General features: G+C 72.6%; 15 protein-coding genes and 1 riboswitch. Of the genes, 9 read left to right on the top strand and 6 right to left on the bottom strand.

The genetic code is table 11. The features are described 5' to 3' along the window. Nucleotides 1-37 precede the first annotated feature (37 nt). The 3 genes from KVT45_RS03545 to KVT45_RS03535 all read right to left on the bottom strand — a co-directional run bounded on the left by KVT45_RS03545 (nucleotide 38) and on the right by KVT45_RS03535 (nucleotide 3,115). The gene (locus KVT45_RS03545) at nucleotides 38-319 is read right to left on the bottom strand and encodes a YkvA family protein (protein WP_089103535.1); all 282 of its coding nucleotides are present in this window, start codon (nucleotides 317-319) and stop codon (nucleotides 38-40) included. Between the two features lie 40 nt (nucleotides 320-359). Then, nucleotides 360-1,508 (bottom strand): hypothetical protein, encoded by a 1,149-nt coding sequence (locus KVT45_RS03540; protein ID WP_217544980.1) that lies wholly within the window; start codon nucleotides 1,506-1,508, stop codon nucleotides 360-362. A 242-nt stretch (nucleotides 1,509-1,750) separates the two neighbouring features. Beyond that, entirely contained in the window at nucleotides 1,751-3,115 is a 1,365-nt protein-coding gene (locus KVT45_RS03535; RefSeq protein ID WP_217544979.1) for an FAD-dependent oxidoreductase, read from the bottom strand. A 257-nt stretch (nucleotides 3,116-3,372) separates the two neighbouring features. On the opposite strand from KVT45_RS03535, the gene KVT45_RS03530 reads away from it, so the two are divergent. Further along, the gene (locus tag KVT45_RS03530; RefSeq protein ID WP_308310635.1) at nucleotides 3,373-4,431 is read left to right on the top strand and encodes an NAD-dependent epimerase/dehydratase family protein; all 1,059 of its coding nucleotides are present in this window, start codon (nucleotides 3,373-3,375) and stop codon (nucleotides 4,429-4,431) included. A gap of 41 nt (nucleotides 4,432-4,472) precedes the next feature. Here KVT45_RS03530 and KVT45_RS58025 read toward each other — a convergent pair whose 3' ends face one another. Continuing rightward, the gene (locus KVT45_RS58025; RefSeq protein ID WP_308310634.1) at nucleotides 4,473-6,710 is read right to left on the bottom strand and encodes a C40 family peptidase; all 2,238 of its coding nucleotides are present in this window, start codon (nucleotides 6,708-6,710) and stop codon (nucleotides 4,473-4,475) included. 10 nt (nucleotides 6,711-6,720) lie between these two features. Beyond that, nucleotides 6,721-6,874: riboswitch (cyclic di-AMP (ydaO/yuaA leader) on the bottom strand. A gap of 428 nt (nucleotides 6,875-7,302) precedes the next feature. Between KVT45_RS58025 and KVT45_RS03520 the strand changes: the two genes are divergently transcribed. The 5 genes from KVT45_RS03520 to KVT45_RS03500 all read left to right on the top strand — a co-directional run bounded on the left by KVT45_RS03520 (nucleotide 7,303) and on the right by KVT45_RS03500 (nucleotide 14,004). After that, the gene (locus tag KVT45_RS03520) at nucleotides 7,303-9,282 is read left to right on the top strand and encodes a DUF1996 domain-containing protein (protein WP_217545298.1); all 1,980 of its coding nucleotides are present in this window, start codon (nucleotides 7,303-7,305) and stop codon (nucleotides 9,280-9,282) included. A gap of 290 nt (nucleotides 9,283-9,572) precedes the next feature. Then, entirely contained in the window at nucleotides 9,573-10,889 is a 1,317-nt protein-coding gene (locus tag KVT45_RS03515) for a lipase family protein (RefSeq protein WP_217544977.1), read from the top strand. 53 nt (nucleotides 10,890-10,942) lie between these two features. Then, a complete protein-coding gene (locus KVT45_RS03510; protein WP_217544976.1) occupies nucleotides 10,943-11,401 on the top strand; it encodes an NAD(P)H-dependent oxidoreductase in 459 nt (152 codons plus the stop codon). Between the two features lie 191 nt (nucleotides 11,402-11,592). Next, on the top strand, nucleotides 11,593-13,725 hold the full coding sequence (locus KVT45_RS03505; protein ID WP_217544975.1) for a hypothetical protein: 2,133 nt from the start codon (nucleotides 11,593-11,595) through the stop codon (nucleotides 13,723-13,725). Between the two features lie 27 nt (nucleotides 13,726-13,752). Beyond that, entirely contained in the window at nucleotides 13,753-14,004 is a 252-nt protein-coding gene (locus tag KVT45_RS03500) for a hypothetical protein (protein WP_217544974.1), read from the top strand. A gap of 180 nt (nucleotides 14,005-14,184) precedes the next feature. Here the strand turns inward: KVT45_RS03500 and KVT45_RS03495 are convergent, their stop codons facing one another. Beyond that, on the bottom strand, nucleotides 14,185-14,859 hold the full coding sequence (locus KVT45_RS03495) for an ATP-binding protein (protein WP_217544973.1): 675 nt from the start codon (nucleotides 14,857-14,859) through the stop codon (nucleotides 14,185-14,187). 327 nt (nucleotides 14,860-15,186) lie between these two features. Here KVT45_RS03495 and KVT45_RS03490 point away from each other — a divergent pair, with 327 nt between their 5' ends. The 3 genes from KVT45_RS03490 (at nucleotide 15,187) to KVT45_RS03480 (ending at nucleotide 17,236) form a co-directional block, all read left to right on the top strand. Further along, nucleotides 15,187-16,062 (top strand): helix-turn-helix transcriptional regulator, encoded by an 876-nt coding sequence (locus tag KVT45_RS03490; RefSeq protein WP_217544972.1) that lies wholly within the window; start codon nucleotides 15,187-15,189, stop codon nucleotides 16,060-16,062. Then, nucleotides 16,063-16,299, top strand: a complete 237-nt coding sequence (locus tag KVT45_RS03485; protein WP_217544971.1) for a DUF397 domain-containing protein — start codon at nucleotides 16,063-16,065, stop codon at nucleotides 16,297-16,299. It begins immediately after the preceding gene. A gap of 121 nt (nucleotides 16,300-16,420) precedes the next feature. Beyond that, nucleotides 16,421-17,236, top strand: coding sequence for an SAM-dependent methyltransferase (locus KVT45_RS03480; RefSeq protein WP_217544970.1), 816 nt, complete (start codon nucleotides 16,421-16,423; stop codon nucleotides 17,234-17,236). A gap of 215 nt (nucleotides 17,237-17,451) precedes the next feature. Here KVT45_RS03480 and KVT45_RS03475 read toward each other — a convergent pair whose 3' ends face one another. Then, a complete protein-coding gene (locus KVT45_RS03475; protein ID WP_217544969.1) occupies nucleotides 17,452-18,237 on the bottom strand; it encodes an NPP1 family protein in 786 nt (261 codons plus the stop codon). Between the last annotated feature and the right edge of the window lie 228 nt (nucleotides 18,238-18,465).

Genomic DNA, 18,465 nt, shown 5'->3' with positions numbered 1-18,465 from the left:
CGAATGTGGCTTGTATCACTCCGTCGTGCCGGGCGGGTCAGAGTTCCGGGTCCTCCGCCGGCAGCGCCGCGCGCATCGAGCGCAGGGCCAGCAGCAGGACGCCGATGTCGTCCAGGTAGATCGGGTCGGGCAGCAGGTCGGTGGGGAGCACCAGATACAGCACGGCACCCCAGAACACCCAGCGCGAGCCGGTCGGCAGCCCGGCCCGGCGCAGGGTGCGCCGGGTGCGGACCAGCCGTACGAGTACGGCGACGGCGCCCGCCAGCAGGGCCGCGGCGACGATCGCGCAGATCACGAGCACGGTCGTGGTGGTGTCCATGGCTGTCCTGTCGTCCGGCCCCGATCCGGCCCGGGGTCTCTCACTGGTCCGTGTTCCCGGTTTCGTCCCCGGGCATGGCCGTCGGTTCGGCATTCTCCTTCGGGGCCCGCAGCCCCTTGAAGGCGCGGGTCAACTGCTGGAAGGGGGAGGCGGGTTGGGGTGCCGGTGCGGCCGGGGCGGGGGTGTCGCGGAGGGCGGCGAGCGCCTCGCCGGCCCGCTCGGCGGCCTCCCGGTACAGGTCCCGGGACCTGGTCATGGCCTCCAGCGCCTCGGCGTACTGCGCGACGCGCCCCCGTTCGCGTGCCAGTTCCTCCTCCAGCGTCATCAGGGTCCAGTTGTCGCGCAGATCGGCCAGCGCCTCCTCGGCGCCCTGCGGCGCGGGCTTCGCAAGCGCGGCGAACCGGCGCAGGGCGGCGATCAGCTCGACGGGCTCCGAGCCGTCCAGGAAGACGCTGCGCACCGCGTACTCCTGCGCGTCGTAGTCCGACGGCGCCGGGTCCGGGGGCAGCAGCACGGCGCCGCCGCGCGGGATCTCGGCACCGAGGTCGCGCAGCGCCCAGTTGACGGCACGGAACTGCTGGGGCGCGGCCCGGTGTTCCACGACGCGGTGCGCGAGTCCGGGCGGCAGCTGCCGGACCAGCGGCAGCCGGCCGAGCGCGTCGGGCGTCATCGCCTCGTGCACGACGAGGTTGACGCACCAGGCGTCCTTGGCCGCGTCCCGCAGCACCCGGCGCATGTCCTTGTCGTCGGCGGGCAGCGGGTTGACCGTGCGGAATCGCACGCCGGCCACGGCCGGGTGGTAGTCCCAGGCGGCCTCGCCGCCGTCACCGGCCTCCTCGCCGTCGGGCCAGAACATGGCGGCCGGGGAGGGCCAGGCCTCGTCCCAGGGCCGGTCGGCCTCGGCGACGAGCTGCCACTCCCGGCCCGCCTGCCGGCCCTGCAGGTCGACGAGGGTGAGCCGGGCGCGCACCGTCACGGTGCCGTCGTCGACGCGCCAGCGGGCCTCGAAGACCCGCCGGGCCGATTCGTCGGGCACCGGGGGTTCGGCGAAGTCGTCGAGGGCGCCGGTCTCCCTGCGGCGGCGCAGGATCCTGCGGACCACCTCTTCGGAGTGCGGGCCCGTGTGGCGGCCGCGGGCGGGCCAGACGGTAGGCGGAAGGACGGCACGGTCGGCGGCGGAGTTCGACATGGGCCAATCTGCTGGTGGGAGCGGGCTGCGTCTTCCAGTATCCCCCGCTCGGGGGTGTGTCCCGCCGGGCGGGGGCCGCCCGCGCACGGGGTGTGCGCCCCGCACCCGGGGCGCACACCGTGTGCGTCGTAAGACGCCGGTTCACTCGTGCCCTTGATCCGGCACACCCCCGCACAATAGTGCGGCGAACGGGGCCCGCCCGCCCATCCGCTCAGGGGCGGGCCCCGTTCGGCGTCAGTGCCTCACGCGCCGCTCTCGCGGAGCATGTCCTCGCGCTCGACGAGCTTGACGCGCTCGCGGCCCTGCGGCTCGCCCAGCGCCTTCTCGGCGGCGTCCAGCTTGTACCAGCCCTCCCAGGTGGTGAAGCGGACCTCGCGCTCGGTGAGGAAGGCGTCCACGGCCTCCGGCGCCGGCGACTCGGGGGTCTGCAGCCGGCCGTTCGCGTAGTCGTCCAGCAGGTTCGACACCGTCTCGTTGGCGTCGCCCTTGGTGTGGCCGATCAGACCGACCGGGCCGCGCCGGATCCAGCCGGTGACGTACGTCGACCGGAGGTGGCTGCCGCTCTCCTCCACGACCCGGCCGCCCTCGTCCGGGACCGTCCCCGACTCGATGTCCCAGGGCAGCTTGGGCAGCTTGTCGGAGAGGTAGCCGACCGCGCGGTAGACCGCGGTGAGGTCCCAGTCCTTGAACTCGCCGGTGCCCTTCACGTTGCCGGTGCCGTCCAGGGCGGTGCGCTCGGTGCGCAGGCCGGTGACCTTGCCGTCCTCGCCGAGGATCTCGGCCGGCGACTCGAAGAAGTGCAGGAAGAGCTTGTGCGGGCGGTCGCCGACGTCGCGGATCGCCCAGTTCTCCAGGGTCTTGGCGACCATGTCGGCCTGCTTGTTGCCGCGCCGGGTCTCGATCGAGCCCTCGTCGTAGTCGATGTCCTCGGGATCGACGATGACCTCGATGTTGGGGGAGTGGTCCAGCTCCCGCAGCTCCATCGGGGAGAACTTCGCCTGCGCCGGGCCGCGGCGGCCGAAGACGTGCACTTCGAGGGCCTTGTTGGCCTTGAGGCCGTCGTAGACGTTCGGCGGGATCTCGGTCGGCAGCAGCTCGTCGGCGGTCTTGGCGAGGATGCGGGCCACGTCCAGGGCCACGTTGCCGACGCCGAGGACCGCGACCTTCTCGGCCTCCAGCGGCCAGGTGCGCGGCACGTCCGGGTGGCCGTCGTACCAGGAGACGAAGTCGGCGGCGCCGTAGGAGCCGTCCAGCTCGATGCCGGGTATCCGCAGCTCGCGGTCGGCCGTCGCGCCCGTCGAGAAGATCACCGCGTCGTAGAAGGAGCGCAGGTCGTCGAGGCTGATGTCGGTCGGGTAGTCCACGTTGCCGAAGAGGCGGATCTGCGGCTTGTCGAGCACCTGGTGCAGGGCCGTGATGATGCCCTTGATGCGCGGGTGGTCGGGGGCGACGCCGTACCGGATCAGGCCGAACGGGGCGGGCATCCGCTCGAAGAGGTCGATGGACACGCCGGGCTCGGCGGCCACCCCGGACTTGAGCAGGGCGTCGGCGGCGTAGATCCCGGCGGGGCCGGCTCCGACGATGGCTACCCGCAGGGGGCGCGGCATGATCAGGTTCCCTTCGAGTGAGGACAAGCGATCTCGAACGGGAAGCCTAAACTAAGGCAGTCCTAAGTAGGTACGCGGGTCCACTCTATGACCTCATAAGGCGATCTTATGACTTGTGTCGGGCCCGGCTTATGGCCTCGGGTGGCTTCCGGGGCGTCACAGCGGCCGCCCGGTGCTTGGCGGGTGCCCCAACCATGCACCAACCTGTCCTCTGCGGCGCACCGAGGCGCGGTGGCCCGAGGGCGAGGGGTGGAAGCGTGGACGCACGCGGGGAGACGACCGTCGCGGTGACCGGCGGCAGCGGATTCGTCGGCAGCCATCTGGTACGGCGGCTGCTGGAGCGCGGGTACCGGGTCCGTGCGACCGTCCGCCGCGCCTCCGACGCGACGAAGACAAGGCCCCTCTGGGAGCTCCAGGAGGCCTTCCCCGGCCGACTCGCCCTCTTCGAGGCCGACCTTCTCAAGGACGGTTCCTTCGACGAGGCGTTCCGCGGCTGCGCGACCGTCTTCCACGTGGCCTCGCCGTTCCTGATGCCCGAGCGGATCAAGGACGGCCAACGGGACGTGGTCGACCCCGCGTTGCTCGGCACCCGCAACGTCATCGGCAGCGTGGAACGCACCCCGGAGGTGACGACCCTGGTCTTCACCTCCACCGTGGGCACGATCTTCGGCGACTACGCAGACGTCCGCGAGATGGCCGGCGAGGTGCTGACGGAGAAGTACTTCAACACCACCAGCACGGTGGCGAACAACCCCTACCACTACGCCAAGACGGTCGCCGAGCGCGCCGCCCTGGACGCCGAGGCCGCCCAGGACCGCTGGCGCATGGTCGCCGTCAACCCCGGCCTGATACTGGGCCCCTCCCTCACCCCCGCCTCCGAGTCCGGCAGCCTCTTCCTGCTCGACGAGCTGTTCAAGGGCTACTTCTGCTACGGCGCCCCGGACTTCAGCTTCACCACGGCCGACGTCCGTGACGTGGCCGACGCGCACATCGCGGCGGCGGAGAACCCGGCGGCCAGAGGCCGTTACATAGTGGCCAACGAGACGATGACGTCCTTCCAGGAGATGTCCCGGATCATCCGCACCCGCCACCCCTGGGACCCGCGGCTGCCGCGCACCGCGCTCCCGCACGGGCCGGTACGGGTCCTCGGCCCGCTCTTCGGCCTCACCCAGGACTACATACGCAAGCACCTCGGCATCCGCTTCCGCGTCGACAACGGCCGGAGCGTCCGCGAACTGGGCCTTGCCTACCGGCCCGTCGAGGAGACCCTCCTGGACCACCACGAGAGCTGGCGCACGCGGCGGCGGAGGGTCTGACCTCGAGGGAGGCCGGGTCAGGCCGGATCAGGCAGGGCGGATCAGGCCGGGCGAATCACCCGGTGGATCGCCGACTCCCCGGCGTTGTAGATCGACTCCTCGCGGATGAGCGCCCCGGGGCTCGGCGCGTGCACCATCGTGCCGCCGCCCGCGTAGATCCCGACGTGGCTGTCGTCGTCGAAGAAGAAGACCAGGTCACCCGGCTCGATGGCGGCCAGCGTCAGCGGAGTGCCGGAAAGGGTCTGCTCCGGCGCGCTACGCGGCAGCGTGACACCGGCGGCGCGCCAGGCGGCCTGGGTCAGGCTGGAGCAGTCGTAGGCCCCCGGCCCGGTCGCCCCCCAGACGCACGGCCGGCCGATCTGCTCCCGCGCGAACGCCAGCGCCTTCATGGCCTTGCCCGGCTCGGCCGCGACGCCCGGCTGGACGTAGACACCGGGGTCGGCGAAGGCAGCGGGTGCGGGGGCGGTGGGGACCGGGGCGGCGACCTGCGGGGGTGCGGTCGGCAGGGGGGTGGTGGGGAGCGGAGCCGTCATGACCGGGGCGGCGGTGGGCATCGCCATGGTGGGCGCGGCCATCATCATCGCTTCGGGCGGCGCGGCCATGGCCATCGGCACCGCGGCCATCGCGGGCGTGGGGGGTGCCTGCATCGGTGCCGCCATGGGTGCCGGTATCTGCGCTGCCATGGGTGCCGCCATGGGCATGGGCATCGGTGCCGCCATCGCGGCAGGGGGAGTTGCCATCGCTGTGGGCATCGCGGCGGCGGTGGCGTAGGCGTATGCGGCGTCGCCGGGCTGCATGGCTGCGGCGTAGGCACCGGTCATGTCGGCGCCGGGCTGCATGGCTGCGGCGTAGGCACCGGTCATGTCGGCGCCGGGCTGCATGGCTCCGGCGTAGGCGCCGACCATGTCGGCGGCGGGCGCCGTGGCGTAGGGGGCGGCCTGCGGCATGGCGGCCATGGGCGCGGGGGCGGCGGGGGCTGCCGTGGCGTACGCGTCGTTGGCGTAGGAGTAGGCGTAGGCGGTGTCGGCGGCGGCCTGGGGCACCTCGCTGTAGCCGGCGGCCGCGTTCGGCGACATGACCCGGAAGCCGCCCATGTCCATCGGGGCCGGGGCGGGAGCGGCGGCGGGCGCCGCGGTCGGGAAGGCGCCGGAGTCGGTGGGGACGGCGGTGGGGAAGGCGCCGGCGTTCGTGGGAACCGCGCTCGGGAACACGCTGGTGCTCATGGGGTCCGCGGTCGGGAAGGCTCCCGCCTCGGCCGAGTTCGGCATCGGGAACGAGCCCGTGGCGCCCGGCGTCATGATGCGGAAGGAACCGCTGTCCCCCGGAGCCGGAGCCGGAGCCGGAGCCGCGGCCTGTGCGGTGGCGGTGGCCATGTCCATGGGAGGCACACCCGGGAACGCCCCGGTGTCCGAGCCGCCCGGGGTCATGATGCGGAAGCCGGTCGTGTCCGCCGGAGCCGGAGCCGCGGCCTGGGCGGTGGCCATGTCCATGGGAGGCACGCCCGGGAACGCCCCGGTGCCCGAGCCGCCCGGGGTCATGATGCGGAAGCCGGTCGTGTCCGCCGGGGGCGTGGCACGGCTGGCGCCGGTGCCGCCCGGGGTCATGATGCGGAACGTACCGGTGTCGGTCGCGGACACGATCGGGATGCCGCCTGTCTCGGCCACCGCGGGGATCGCGCGGGTGGCGGCGAGGGCGTCGGTCCGGAAGGAGCCGCTGTCGGTCCGCTGGTTCGGTATGCCGACGGCGGGAGCCGCCCACTGCTGCACCGCGGCCTGGGCCTCGGGCGTGGGCCACGGGGTCTGTGCGGTCGGCACGGGCTGGGCCGCCGGGGCCGGGGCCGGTTCGAGCGCGGCCACCGCGCGCTGCTCCAGCATCGGGCGCTGCTGCGGCAGCTCGCGGACGACCTCGATGGCGGTCTGCGCGGACGGCCCCGCGGTCAGCTCCAGCCGGGCCGGGCCGGAGTCCTCCAGCTGGCCGAGCAGGTCGGCGGCCATGGCGCTGACGGGCCGCCGCGGACCGGGCCGGGCGGGCCGCCGGTCGGAGGGGAGTGCGGCCGGGACGCTCGGCCCCAGCTTCGAGCGGGCGCCCTCGAACCACTCCCGGGCGATGTTGTCGAGGCCCGGGTCGTCGCGACGGGGCCGCTTGAACAGCGGGACACCGCGTGAGCGCGAACCTCCGCTCATCGCGCGCGTGGCGTTGTAGTTCCCGGTGGCGTTCTCGGCCTGGTCGTACAGGCTGTTGATCCGCTGCCGAACCTCGTCACGGCTCTCGGGCGCCATTGAGGGGTGGTGCTCCTTCCGTACTCCGCCTACCGAGTTAGCTGTCGGGTTCGGGCGGTGAAGTCCGGAAGGCATGCCCTACGGCCCCTGTCCTCGCGGACGGTCGGCCGATTCACCCCAGTGGTCGGTTGGGTCCCCGGCTCCGGATTCGCCCCTGGGAGGCACCGGACTCGGCGGAGGCCGCGCGGCCCGACGGGATTCGCCGGGGGGAGCCGAGCGGCTTGCCCGTCAACTTAGCCAACTTGTGTCACTCGTGTGAAGGTTGAAGTGCGTAATGTCCGATACGTATTTGTGATGTTCGTCTTAGCGTTCGGAACTCGACCGTACGGGACGGCATTTCGCGCGCATCCATTGCTTTCGCAGGGTCACCGGGGTGTTGCCGTCGGTCGCGTCGGCCCGCTCCGGAACTCCCGCTTTCTGTGAGGTCACCGTGAATTCGTGGGTCTGTTGAACACGGTGGCACCGGGGGCCGTATAGGGCGGGGGATTTCCATGCCCGGCCGACCACGAAACGCAGGGGAACGACCTTGAGACGCAACAGGCGCAGACGCCCGACCGGCGCACAGCGCGCGACCTTCGCAGCGGTCGCCCTGATGCTCGGCGGTGGAGGACTGGTCGCGGTGAACGTGTATGCCTCGGCCACCGAGGGCGGGGACCAGCAGGCCCAGGCCGCCACCGCTCAGGTGCTGTCCGCGCCCACGGTCTACTGCCCCGACGTCGGCAGCCGGCTGACGGACGTGCCCGACGCGGCCCGGGAAGCCGTCGACGGTGAACTCGCGCAGCTGGACCAGCAGATCGCGGCCGCCTACCAGCAACTCACGGAGTCCGCCGCGGCGATCGAGCAGAACCCCGGCCTCGCCGACGAGACGATCATGAACCCGCTGAAGGAGAAGCGGTCCGAGTCGATCCAGCGCATCGCCGACGCCATCGGCCGCGAGGGCGACCGCCCGCAGGGTCTCGACGACCTCGCCGCCTGCACCCTGCGCTCCTCGAACCAGGGCGACGGGCAGTCGGCGGCCCCCCAGGGCGGTGCCACGCCGAGCCAGAGCGGCCAGGGCAGCGCCGCGCCGAGCCAGGGCACCGGCATCGGCGGCCAGGGCGGCAACGGCCCGGTCGCCGCCGACTACGCGGACATCACCTCCGTACAGCCCAATGTCACCACCCCGGCCGAACAGTCCGACGGCTCCACCGGCACCTTCTCCTCCAGCTGCGGCGTCAACGCGAACGGCCTGTTCAACTCGGACAACGTGATCGTCGCGCCCGGTGTCTCCAACGGCGCCCACCACTTCCACGACTACATCGGCAACCAGTCCAACAACGCCTTCGCCAGCGACCAGGACCTGGCGAACGCCGACACCAGCTGCGCGGACCAGGGCGACAAGTCCACGTACTACTGGCCCGTGCTGCGGCTGCAGAACGGCCGGCAGGAGCGGGACGCCGACAAGCCGGGCGGCGGCACCGAGGGCAACGCCGGGCAGATCGTCACGGCAAAGCAGGTCACGCTGACCTTCGAGGGCAACCCGACCTCCAAGGTCACCGAGATGCCGCGGCTGCTGCGCATCATCACCGGCGACGCCAAGGCGTTCGTCAACGGCCCGGCCAACGCCAACGCCTCCTGGAGCTGCACCGGTTACGAGGACCGGCAGCTCAAGGACAAGTACCCGCTCTGCCCCTCGGGCAGCGACGTCGTGCGCACGTTCAAGTTCCAGAGCTGCTGGGACGGCCGGAACATCGACAGCGCCAACCACCGCACCCACGTGGCCTTCGAGGCCCCCGACGGGAGCTGCCCGGCCGGTTTCCAGGCCATTCCGCAGCTGGTGCAGCGCATCGTCTACGACGTGGACGCGCCGAGCCTCCAGGACGGCGGCCGTACGGTCCCGCTGTTCGCGGTGGACTCGTTCCCCGAGCAGCTGCACAAGCCGGTCACCGACCACGGCGACTTCATCAACGTCTTCGACGACAGCCTGATGCGGAAGATGGTCGACTGCATCAACTCCGGCCGCAAGTGCGGTGCGGGGGCCGACGAGCAGCCGCCGGCCGAGAGCGCGGAGCCGTCCGAGCCGAGCGACACCGCGAGCCCGGTCGCCCCGCCGGCCGAGACGCAGAGCGCCGAGCCGTCCGAGCCGGTGACCGAGCAGCCGTCGTCCGAGCAGCCGTCGTCCGAGCCCCCGGCCGACACCCCGGCCACCGAGACCGCCCCCGCCTCCGACAACGCCTCCACCCCCGCCTCCGGTGACACCGGGCTGCCGAGGGTCTACGCGACTGCGTCGCCGAAGAAGACGTCGACCACGAAGTCGTCGGGCGGCGGTGTCATCAGCAAGCCGACGCAGCGGCCCGAGACCGAGGCGCCGACCGGCAGCGCCGCCGCCACGCCGACCGACACCGCGGTCGCCGCCCCGGCGGGTCAGGAGACCCCGGCCACCGGCTCCCAGACGGAACCCCAGAGCGAGCCCCAGGCGGTCCAGGGCGGTCTCGCCGAGACCGGCGCCCACCTGTGGCCCGCGCTCTTCGGCGGGCTCCTGCTGGCCTCCGGGGGCGCGCTGCTGTGGCGCACCCGGCGGAACTCGGTCTGACCCTTCTCACGCGCCGCGCAGCATGTCCTGGGCGGGCTCGAACGTGGGGAGCACCTCGTCGTGCTCCGCGCCGCCGAGCCCGCCCAGGGGCAGGACTGCGCGGCCCTCGCACGAATGTGCGTCCGCAGGGGCATTGTTGACTGCGCGTCACATTACTGAACCGTAACCTGACGGCAGCTACCGCCGGTAATGCATTGCTCGTTACCGTCGGGTAAAACGCACCCGCCCCGTCGGCCGCTCCGGGGACTTCCTCCGCACCTCCCACGTCCAGCACGTCCAGGAGGTTCCCCATGCCTGTCCGCGTTCGCCTGCTGGCCACCGCCCTCGCCGCTGCGGCCTGCCTCTGCCTCCAGACCCTGCAGGCCACGGCCTCCCAGGCGGAGGTCTCCAGGGGTGTCACCATCCCCGCCTTCTACGACCCGCCGGCCACCCTGCCCACGGCCGACGGCGCCCTCGTCCGCACCGAAGCCCTCCCGCTGGCCCTGAGCCTGCCGAGCCTGCCCGGCCCGCTGCCGGGCCGCGCGACCCGGCTGATGTACAAGTCCACCGACTCGGCGGGCGACCCCGTCGCCGTCACCGGCGCCTACATCGAGCCCACCCTCCCCTGGCTCGGCCCCGGCGCCCGCCCGCTGGTCGCGCTGGCCCCCGGCACCATGGGGCAGGGCGACCAGTGCGCCGCCTCCATGGGCCTGCAGTACCCGCTGATCCTCAACGGCCAGACGGTGTCCGTCGGTTACGAGGACCTGTCGATCTACCGGCTGCTGGCCGAGGGCGTCGCGGTCGTCGTCACCGACTACGTCGGACTCGGCGCCACGGACCGGCTCCACACCTACGTCAACCGGCTCGACGGCGCCCACGCCGTCCTGGACGCCGTACGCGCCGCCCGGAACCTCCCCGGCGCCTCGGTCACCGCCGCCTCGCGGGTGGGCCTGTTCGGCTACAGCCAGGGCGGCGGCGCGACCGCCGCGGCCGCCGAGCTCCAGCCCGCCTACGCCCCGGACATCACCCTCTCCGGCACCTACGCGGGGGCGCCGCCCGCCGACCTCACCGCCGTCACCGCGGCGATCGACGGCAGCGACCTGGCCGGTGCCCTCGGCTGGGCCGTCAACGGCTTCGTCCAGTCCGACCCGGCGCTCAAGCCGATCGTCGACGCCCACCTCGGCGCGGCGGGCCGGGCCGCCCTCGCCGACCTGTCGACGATGTGCGTCGCCGACGCGCTCCTCGCCTACGGCTCCCAGCACAGCTCCGCCTGGACGAACGACGGCGGCTCCATCTCCGAGGTCGTCGCCGAGGAGCCCGCCCTCAAGGCCTTCCTGGACGAACAGCGCATCGGCCGGACCGCGCCGGTGAGCCCGGTCCGGCTGGCGACCGGCGTCAGCGACGACCTCGTCCCGCACGCCCAGGCGCGGCGGCTCGCCGTCGACTGGTGCGGCGAGGGAGCGAACGTCACCTATGTGCCGGTGCTCCTGCCGGACGCGGGCCGCGCCCTGCTGAACCACTTCGAACCCCTGCTCACCGACCAGGGCGACGCCGTCGCCTGGCTCACGGCCCGCCTCTCCGGCATACCGGCCGTCTCCAACTGCTGGAGCATGCCCGTACAGCCCTGAACGCCGCCCGCCGCCGGTTGCCGTCGGCGGGCACCGCACGGCAGGGTGCCGGTGTGCCCACCTTGCTGATCGTCCATCACACCCCCTCACCGCACTGCCAGGCCATGTTCGAGGCCGTGGTCTCCGGGGCGACCACCCCGGAGATCGAGGGCGTGCGAGTCGTGCGGCGGGCGGCGCTGTCCGCCACCGCCGCCGACGTGCTCGCGGCCGACGGGTACCTCCTCGGCACCCCGGCCAACCTCGGCTACCTCTCCGGTGCCCTGAAGCACTTCTTCGACCAGATCTACTACCCGTGCCTGGACGAGACGCGCGGCCGCCCCTTCGGCGCCTATGTGCACGGCGGCAACGACGTCACGGGCGCCCTGCGCGCCCTCGACTCCATCACCACCGGCCTCGGCTGGCGCCGGGCGGCCGAACCGGTCACGGTGACCGGCGAGCCCGGCAAGGCCGACATCGAGGCGTGCTGGGAACTGGGCGCGACGGTCGCCGCCGGCCTCGCCACCGACGCCTGACCGGTCGCCGCCGGCCGGCGTGAGCCGCGCCTCGGTCCGCCGCGATCGCCCGCCGCACAGCACGCCGGACCCGGGCCCGCCATGCACGCCGTGTCCGTGCACCCGCTTCACCCGGACGGACGAAGGTGCGGGCGCCGGATCCAGGGCACACGATGGGACCAGGCCATGTCGTCGATCCCAGGGAGCGTCGGATGGCAGCGCATCGCCGTGCCTCCGGGCCGCCCGCGAAGGAGATGCTGCGGGACTGCGCCCGTGACGTGGTGGCCGTCGCCGAGGGCATCCGCGAGGTCTCCGCGCGGACCAGCTCCGTCCTGTTCTCCCCGGCGCTGACGAGTTCCGCGCGCCGTCGCCCGCGCACCGGCATCGCCGCCCGCTGGGCGCTGCTGCGGACGCTCACCAACAAGCAGGGCCTCGGCGGCTCGGCGATCGTCGCGCCGGACGGCGTCGGCCATCTGCTCGGCGCGGCGGGGGAGGCGCTGGGCCGGGAGAGCCTGGCCGCGCTGGTGGCGGTCACCTCGCTGCGGCTCAGGATCGCCGCCGTACTCCTCGACCACCCCGAGTTCGGGCACGACCCGGGCATGCGACGGCTGACGGACGCCGTCGCCGCCGACCACGACCCGGAGGCCGTCCGCGCGCTGCGGGCCCTCTTCAAGGACCAGGGCGCCCAGCGCTCCCTGTCCGCGCTCGCCCCGATCCTGGCCGAACTCCTCGCCATCCGGGGCCTGCTGGACGAGGACCCGCTGAGCGACGAGACCGCCTGGGCACTGGCCGCGGGCCGGGAGCTGACCGCCGGCCCGGTCGGCGGCCTCGACGCCGCCCATCTCTCCGTCCCGGGCAGGGGCGGGGGCGCCGCCCAGGCCGTCGAACCGTCCGCCCAGGAGGCCCGGTCCATCGCCACCGAGGGCTCCTTCCTCGGCTTCCTGCGCAACATCGACGCGCTCGCCGGCGACGGCCGCGTCCTCGTCCAGGAGGTACGGGGCCCCGACGGCGTGCTCCGGTACGTCGTCCAGGCGCCCGGCACGGCCCCCGGCCGCCCCCGCGACGACTCCCCGCAGGACTTCACCGGCGCCTGGCGCAACCTGTTCCTGACCGACTCGCCGTACACCCGCTCGATCCTGCTGGCGATCCGGGCCCACGGCATCCCGCGCGGCGCCGACCTGGCGCTGGTCGGGCACGGCGAGGGCGGGATCGCGCTGCTGAACCTCGCGCAGGACGACGAGTTCTGCCGCGCCTACCGGGTCACCCACGTGGTCGCCGTCGGCGCGCGGGCCGACGACCGCACACCCGCCGACCCGCGCACCTGGGTCGCCGGCATCACCAACCGGTACGACATCGTCCCGGTCCTGGACGGCCCCGGCGTCCCGCACTCCAACCGGTACCGGGTCGACTACACCGGCCCCACCCGCGAGTTCCCGCACTGCCACCTGCTCGGCGTCTACATCGACCACCTGGAGACGGTGATCCCGCAGGCCCAAGCCGACGTCGACCGTGCCCTCACCCCCTACCGGGGCCCGGTGGAACGCTCCCGCGTCTACCGGCTCAGGGACCGCGCCCGCCCGCCCGAGGGCTATCCCTTCCTGGCGGTCCCCACCACGAGCCTCGTCACCTCGGCGGGCCCGGTCGACGTGCCGGTGCGCTACTACGACTCCTCGGCCGCGCACCTGTGCTTCCCGGTCGACACGGACGTGGCCTGCAGCCTGCTGCCCGACGTCGCCTGGCTGGTCCCCACCCGGCTCGGCCGCCGCGCCCTCGCCGTGCTCTCCCTCTACGAGCACCGCTGCACCACCATCGGCCCCTACACCGAGCTGGGCCTGTCGGTGCTGGTCGACGACCTGTGGCGGCCGCACGCGTACGACCTCGCCGCGGACCTGCTGCGCCGCGCCGACCTGCGCCGCACCGGACGGTACGTGGTCGCGCTCGCCGTCGGCACGGAGGAGGCGCGGGCGGTGGCCGAGGAGGTCTGGGCCCAGCCGGCCGTACGCGGCACCGCCGACGTCGATCTGCAGGGGCGGGAACTGCGCGTACACGCACCCGAGTTGGGTGTCTCGGTCGAGGGCCGTCCGGGCCCCGGCGCCCGCTGTCCCGAGCCGGACTGGGTGCTCTACGGGCGCCGGGGCGGGAGCACCGTACGCACCCTGGTCCGCACGCACGGCAGGCCGCGCATCCATGCCCGCCCCCGGCTGCGGCTGCGGCTCGACGGCGCCCACGGGCCGCTCGTCCGGTACCTCCAGATCCTCGAACTCGACGCCGTTCGGCCCGGGTTCGTGCTGTCCAGCCCCCGGTTCGTGGCCCGCAGAAGCGCCGGCGCGGTGCTGCCGCGCTAGGCATCCCTCCGAGTACAGGTGAGCCCCATGGCGACCCCATCCCGTCCCGCCACCGCCGCCCCGGAACTCCTTGCGTACGTGGACGACCTGAGAGTCGACGCGGACCGGATGGACGGCTACGCCCAACGGCTGCGCGGCGCCGCCGAGACGCTGGGCAACTGCGCGGAGACGCCGGAGTGGAGCGGCGCCTCCCTGGAGCGGCAGGCGACGGCCTGTGTGACCGCGGCGATACAACTGCGGGCGGCCGCGGCCGCGTTGCTGGCGCACGCGGCGGAGTGAGCGACGGCCCCCGAACACGCGGCGCGGCGAACACCGCGGTGTGGCGAACACGCGGCGCGGCCGGGACGGTCGCGTCCCGGCCGCATCGTGGCGGTGCCGGCTCAGCCGGCCGGAGCGGTGTGGGGTTGTTCCGGACCCGGCTTGGGGCGGGTGCGGGTCCAGGACGGGTCTGCGGCGGGGTCAGGAGTGGGGGGACGGTCCATGGGTCGGGGGGCCTCCTGAGGCGTGGGGGGTGGTGAGCGGTGCGTCCGGTGCCGTCGACAACTCGGCCCAGACGACGCGGGAGGCGGTCCGTCCCTCCGGCGCGGCCGTGACACCCCAGTCGAGACTGAGCGCGTCGACGAGGAACAGGCCGCGCCCGTTCTGCTCGTCGGGTCTGGCCCGCCGGGGTGCCGGGAGCGTGATGCTCCCGTTCTGGTCCTCGACCTCGATCCGGATCCGGTCGGCGTCGGCGTGCACCCGGCAGACGATCCGCCGGCCGGCCGAGTGCACGATCGCGTTGGTGACCAGTTCCGAGGTCACCAGGACCGCGTTGTCGCGGGCCTCCTCGCCCACGCCCCACGAACCGAGCAGTTCGCCCACGCTCCGGCGGGCGTTGCCCACCGCGCGCGGCGTCGGCGCCAGGTCGAAGACCCGGTTGAGCGCGGCGGGCCGGTCCCCGGAGGCGAACCGGTCGAGGCCTTGCGGCCCAGGGAGTCGACCGAGGCGTTCGCCTCCGGGTGGTCTGGGGATGCCCGTCGCGTCCGACGGGCGGTACGGGCCCTCGGCCGCGGCCGCCAGGGCCGGCCGCGGCAGGCCGGGTATGTGGTCCTCGGGCAGTCGGTCGAGTGGCTGGGGGAGAGAGGGCGGGGCCATCGCCGTGCGCCTTTCGTCCGGCTTCGCAGCGTGGGGGCTGAGCGGTCGCGTCCGCCCCGGGCCGCTCGGAGGCAGACGACGACCCGTGCCTGGGCGGCGCCGGGCCGCAGCTCAGTCTCCCCCAACTGGACTGCTTCGCCTGCTCCTTGGTCGGCCGGAGCAGTGAGTCCACTCTGGCATCTGCCAACATCGCCTCGCAACCAGCAAGTTGAAAATTGCAAGAAGCGAAGTGCATGCTGCTCCCGACAGGAAGTGATCGAACGAGTCCGTGAACGATCACAAGCACGTGAGACGGTGACCCTGGAACCTGGTGTGAGGGGGTAGGGCGTGACCTCGGAGACCGACTGGGGCGGAGCCCCTTCCGTGCTGCGCATGATCCTCGGCCGGCAGCTGGAGGAGATGCGGACCCGGGCCGGGCTGACCTATGAGCAGGCGGCCGCCGCGATCGGGGTGAGCCACTCCACGATCCGCCGGATGGAGGCCGCCAAGGTGGCCCGGCTCCGGCTGGCCGACGCCGAGAAGCTTCTGCAGGTCTACGGTGTGACGGACCGCCAGGAGGTCGACACCTTCCTGCAGTCGGTGCGCGAGGCGAACAAGCGCGGCTGGTGGCACACCTACCGCGATGTGATGCCGGACTGGTTCGCCGCGTATCTCAGCCTGGAGCAGGCGGCGTTGCAGATCCGTGCCTATGAGAACCAGTTCGTGCACGGCCTGTTGCAGACCCGCGAGTACGCCGGTGCCCTGCTCGGCGCCGGCAACCCGCACGCGCCGGGCGAGGCGACCGAGCGCATGGTGGCCCTGCGCATGCGCCGCCAGGAGCTGATCACCCGGCAGGCACCGCCGCGGCTGTGGGTCGTGATGGACGAGACCGTGCTGCGCTGGCCGGTCGGCGGTGCCGGGGTGATGCGCGCCCAGATCGACCATCTGATCGAGATCAACCGGCTCCCCAACGTCACCTTGCAGATCATGCCGTTCGCCAACGGCCCGCACCCCGCCATGCGCGCGGGTGCGTACCACCTCTTCCGGTTCCGGGCCCCCGAACTGCCCGACATCGTCTATCTCAACGGCCTGGTGGGCGCCGTCTACCTGGACAAGAGCGACGACGTCGTGGTCTATCGCGAGGCCCTGGACCGGTTGGGCGCGCAGGCAGCGCCCGCCAGAAAGACCGAGGCTCTCCTCGGTGCGATTCGCAAGGAGCTCTAAGTGCACCACCTCATACACAACGGCATTCCGTCCCGGCAACTCGGCGCGCGCGGCTGGTCCAAGCCGTGGAGCGACGACGCCGGCGGCGCCTGCGTGGAAGTGAAGAAGCTCGCCGACGGCCGGGTCGCGGTACGCCAGTCGACCGACCCCGACGGTCCGGCGCTGGTCTTCACGCCCCGTGAGATGACGAGTTTCCTGTCCGGCGTGAAGGCGGGTGACGCCGACTTCCTGATGTGACCCCTGTTCCCGGAACTTCCTTGCTATAGCTGATCGTTCAACCAACCCCCCACACCCGAAGCACCACAGCGCAGCCCCCTCGAACACCCCCGCTTCCCTCACCTGAATGGGAGACACGGCGTTGCCCGACAACGGATGGCCGGCCGACCGCATCGACACCGAGAACGCGCACTCCGCGCGGATCTACGACTACATCCTGGGCGGCAAGGACTACTACCCCGCCGACCAGGAGGCGGGTGACGCGATGTCCCGGGAGTGGCCCGCGCTCCCGATCCACATGCGCGCCAACCGCGACTGGATGAACCGCGCCGTGCGCTGGCTCGCCGAGGAGGCGGGGATGCGCCAGTTCCTGGACGTCGGGACCGGCATCCCCACCTCCCCGAACCTCCACGAGATAGCCCAGGCGGTGTCCCCGGACTCCCGGGTCGTCTACGTGGACAACGACCCCATCGTCCTCACCCTGTCCCAGGGCCTGCTCTCCAGCACGCCCGAGGGCCGGACGGCGTACATCGAGGCGGACTTCCGTGACCTGGCGGACCTCTTCGAAGCCCCCGAACTGCGCGAGACCCTGGACCTGGACAAGCCGGTGGCGCTCACGGTGATCGCCATCGTGCACTTCATGCTCGACGCGGACGACGCCGTCGGTGTGGTGCGTCGGCTGCTCGAACCGCTGCCGTCGGGCAGCTACCTGGCGATGTCCATCGGCACCGCCGAGTTCGCGCCCGACGAGGTGGGCCGGGTCGCCCGCGAGTACGCGGCCCGCAACATGCCGATGCGGCTGCGCACCATCGACGAGGCCCACAAGTTCTTCGAGGGCCTTGAGCTGGTGGAGCCGGGCATCGTCCAGGTGCACAAGTGGCTCCCGGACGGCACCGGCGAACAGGGCATCCGCGACGAGGACATCGCGATGTACGGAGCGGTCGCCCGCAAGCCGTGACATGGGCTCCGTGCCGGGGCCGGGCTCACCTTCCCGGCCCCGGCACGGTCGCTTTGCGGGTACCGGTGACGGCCACCCGTACCGGGGCGGACGGCGCCACGGAGGCCGAGGTCCCGCACCAGGACCTCGCCGAAGGCATCCGCCCCGAGGACGACGAACCGGGCACGGGGGCGGCCCTCGCCGCCCCGGCCCGGCTCGTCGAGGGCCCGCCCGACTCAGGCGTTCGGGTCGAACGAGATCCCGGACGGCATGGAGTACGACAGGTTGGCGTTGAACGAGCCGTCCTTGATCTTGATGGTGGCGTCGCCGAAGTCCGCGTTCATCAGCTTGTCGCGGTAGCCCGCCGGGTAGCCGTCCCAGCCCACCAGACGCGGATAGAACCAGCCGCCGGTCACGTTCTCCGGCGGGTCGTCGTTGGAGTTGGCGAAGCGGAAGTCGTGGGTGGACACGCCGTCCTTGTGGTAAACGATCTTCGGATGGGTGCCGTCGAACCGGATCGCCGAGGCGGCCGCCACCTGGTAGCTGCTGTGCTGGGACACCGAGACGTACTGCACCTGGTTGTTCTGGATCCACACGATGACGTGTTCCCAGTCGTGCCGGTGCCCGATGGCCAGCGGCCCGAGCGTCGCCTGGTCCTTCTCGAAGTAGCTGGCGTACATCACCGCGCACCAGCCGTTGTTGCACTTCTCGCGCGAGTAGGTGTTGGCGTTGGCGAGCTGCGCGTAGTCGTGGCAGTGGCCGTTGACGTCACCGCCGAGCGCGAGGCCGGGGTTGATGGTGCCGTCGGCGCCGATGGCCGCCGTGGCGTAGCAGCCGTCGCCGTCGTAGTCGTAGGCCGGGGAGAACGTCTGCTCCAGGCCGTCGGCGTTCTGCGGCAGCAGCGTCAGGACGTTGGCGTGCGCGGTGGCGGGCACGGCAACGACCAGCGCGAGCGCGCCGAGTGCGGCGGCGAGGGCCTTGCGCAGCGGCCGTCTGCGGGTGGGGGACTGCAGGTCGGGCATGTGGGCTCCCTGTCGGTGAAAGGCGATGCGGAGTCTGGCAGTCAGCTCGCGCCGATGACCACCCTTACGACTTAACTTTGACCCAAAGACAATTGAACAGCAGCCCCAACTCCTCCGCTGTCAGAGGCTGTTGACCTGCTGTGAGTCGCCCGGATGCGGTTGCCGTACGGTCCGCCCGAGGTCAGGCTACTCGTCGGTTCGTCCCCCCCCACCGCCCGAAAGGGAACC

Origin of the sequence: Streptomyces sp. GbtcB6, assembly GCF_019091475.1 — a bacterium.
Classification (GTDB): Bacteria; Actinomycetota; Actinomycetes; order Streptomycetales; family Streptomycetaceae; genus Streptomyces; species Streptomyces hyaluromycini.
Note: the sequence above shows the minus strand (reverse complement) of the source record. Positions and strands in the feature narration are given on the sequence as shown.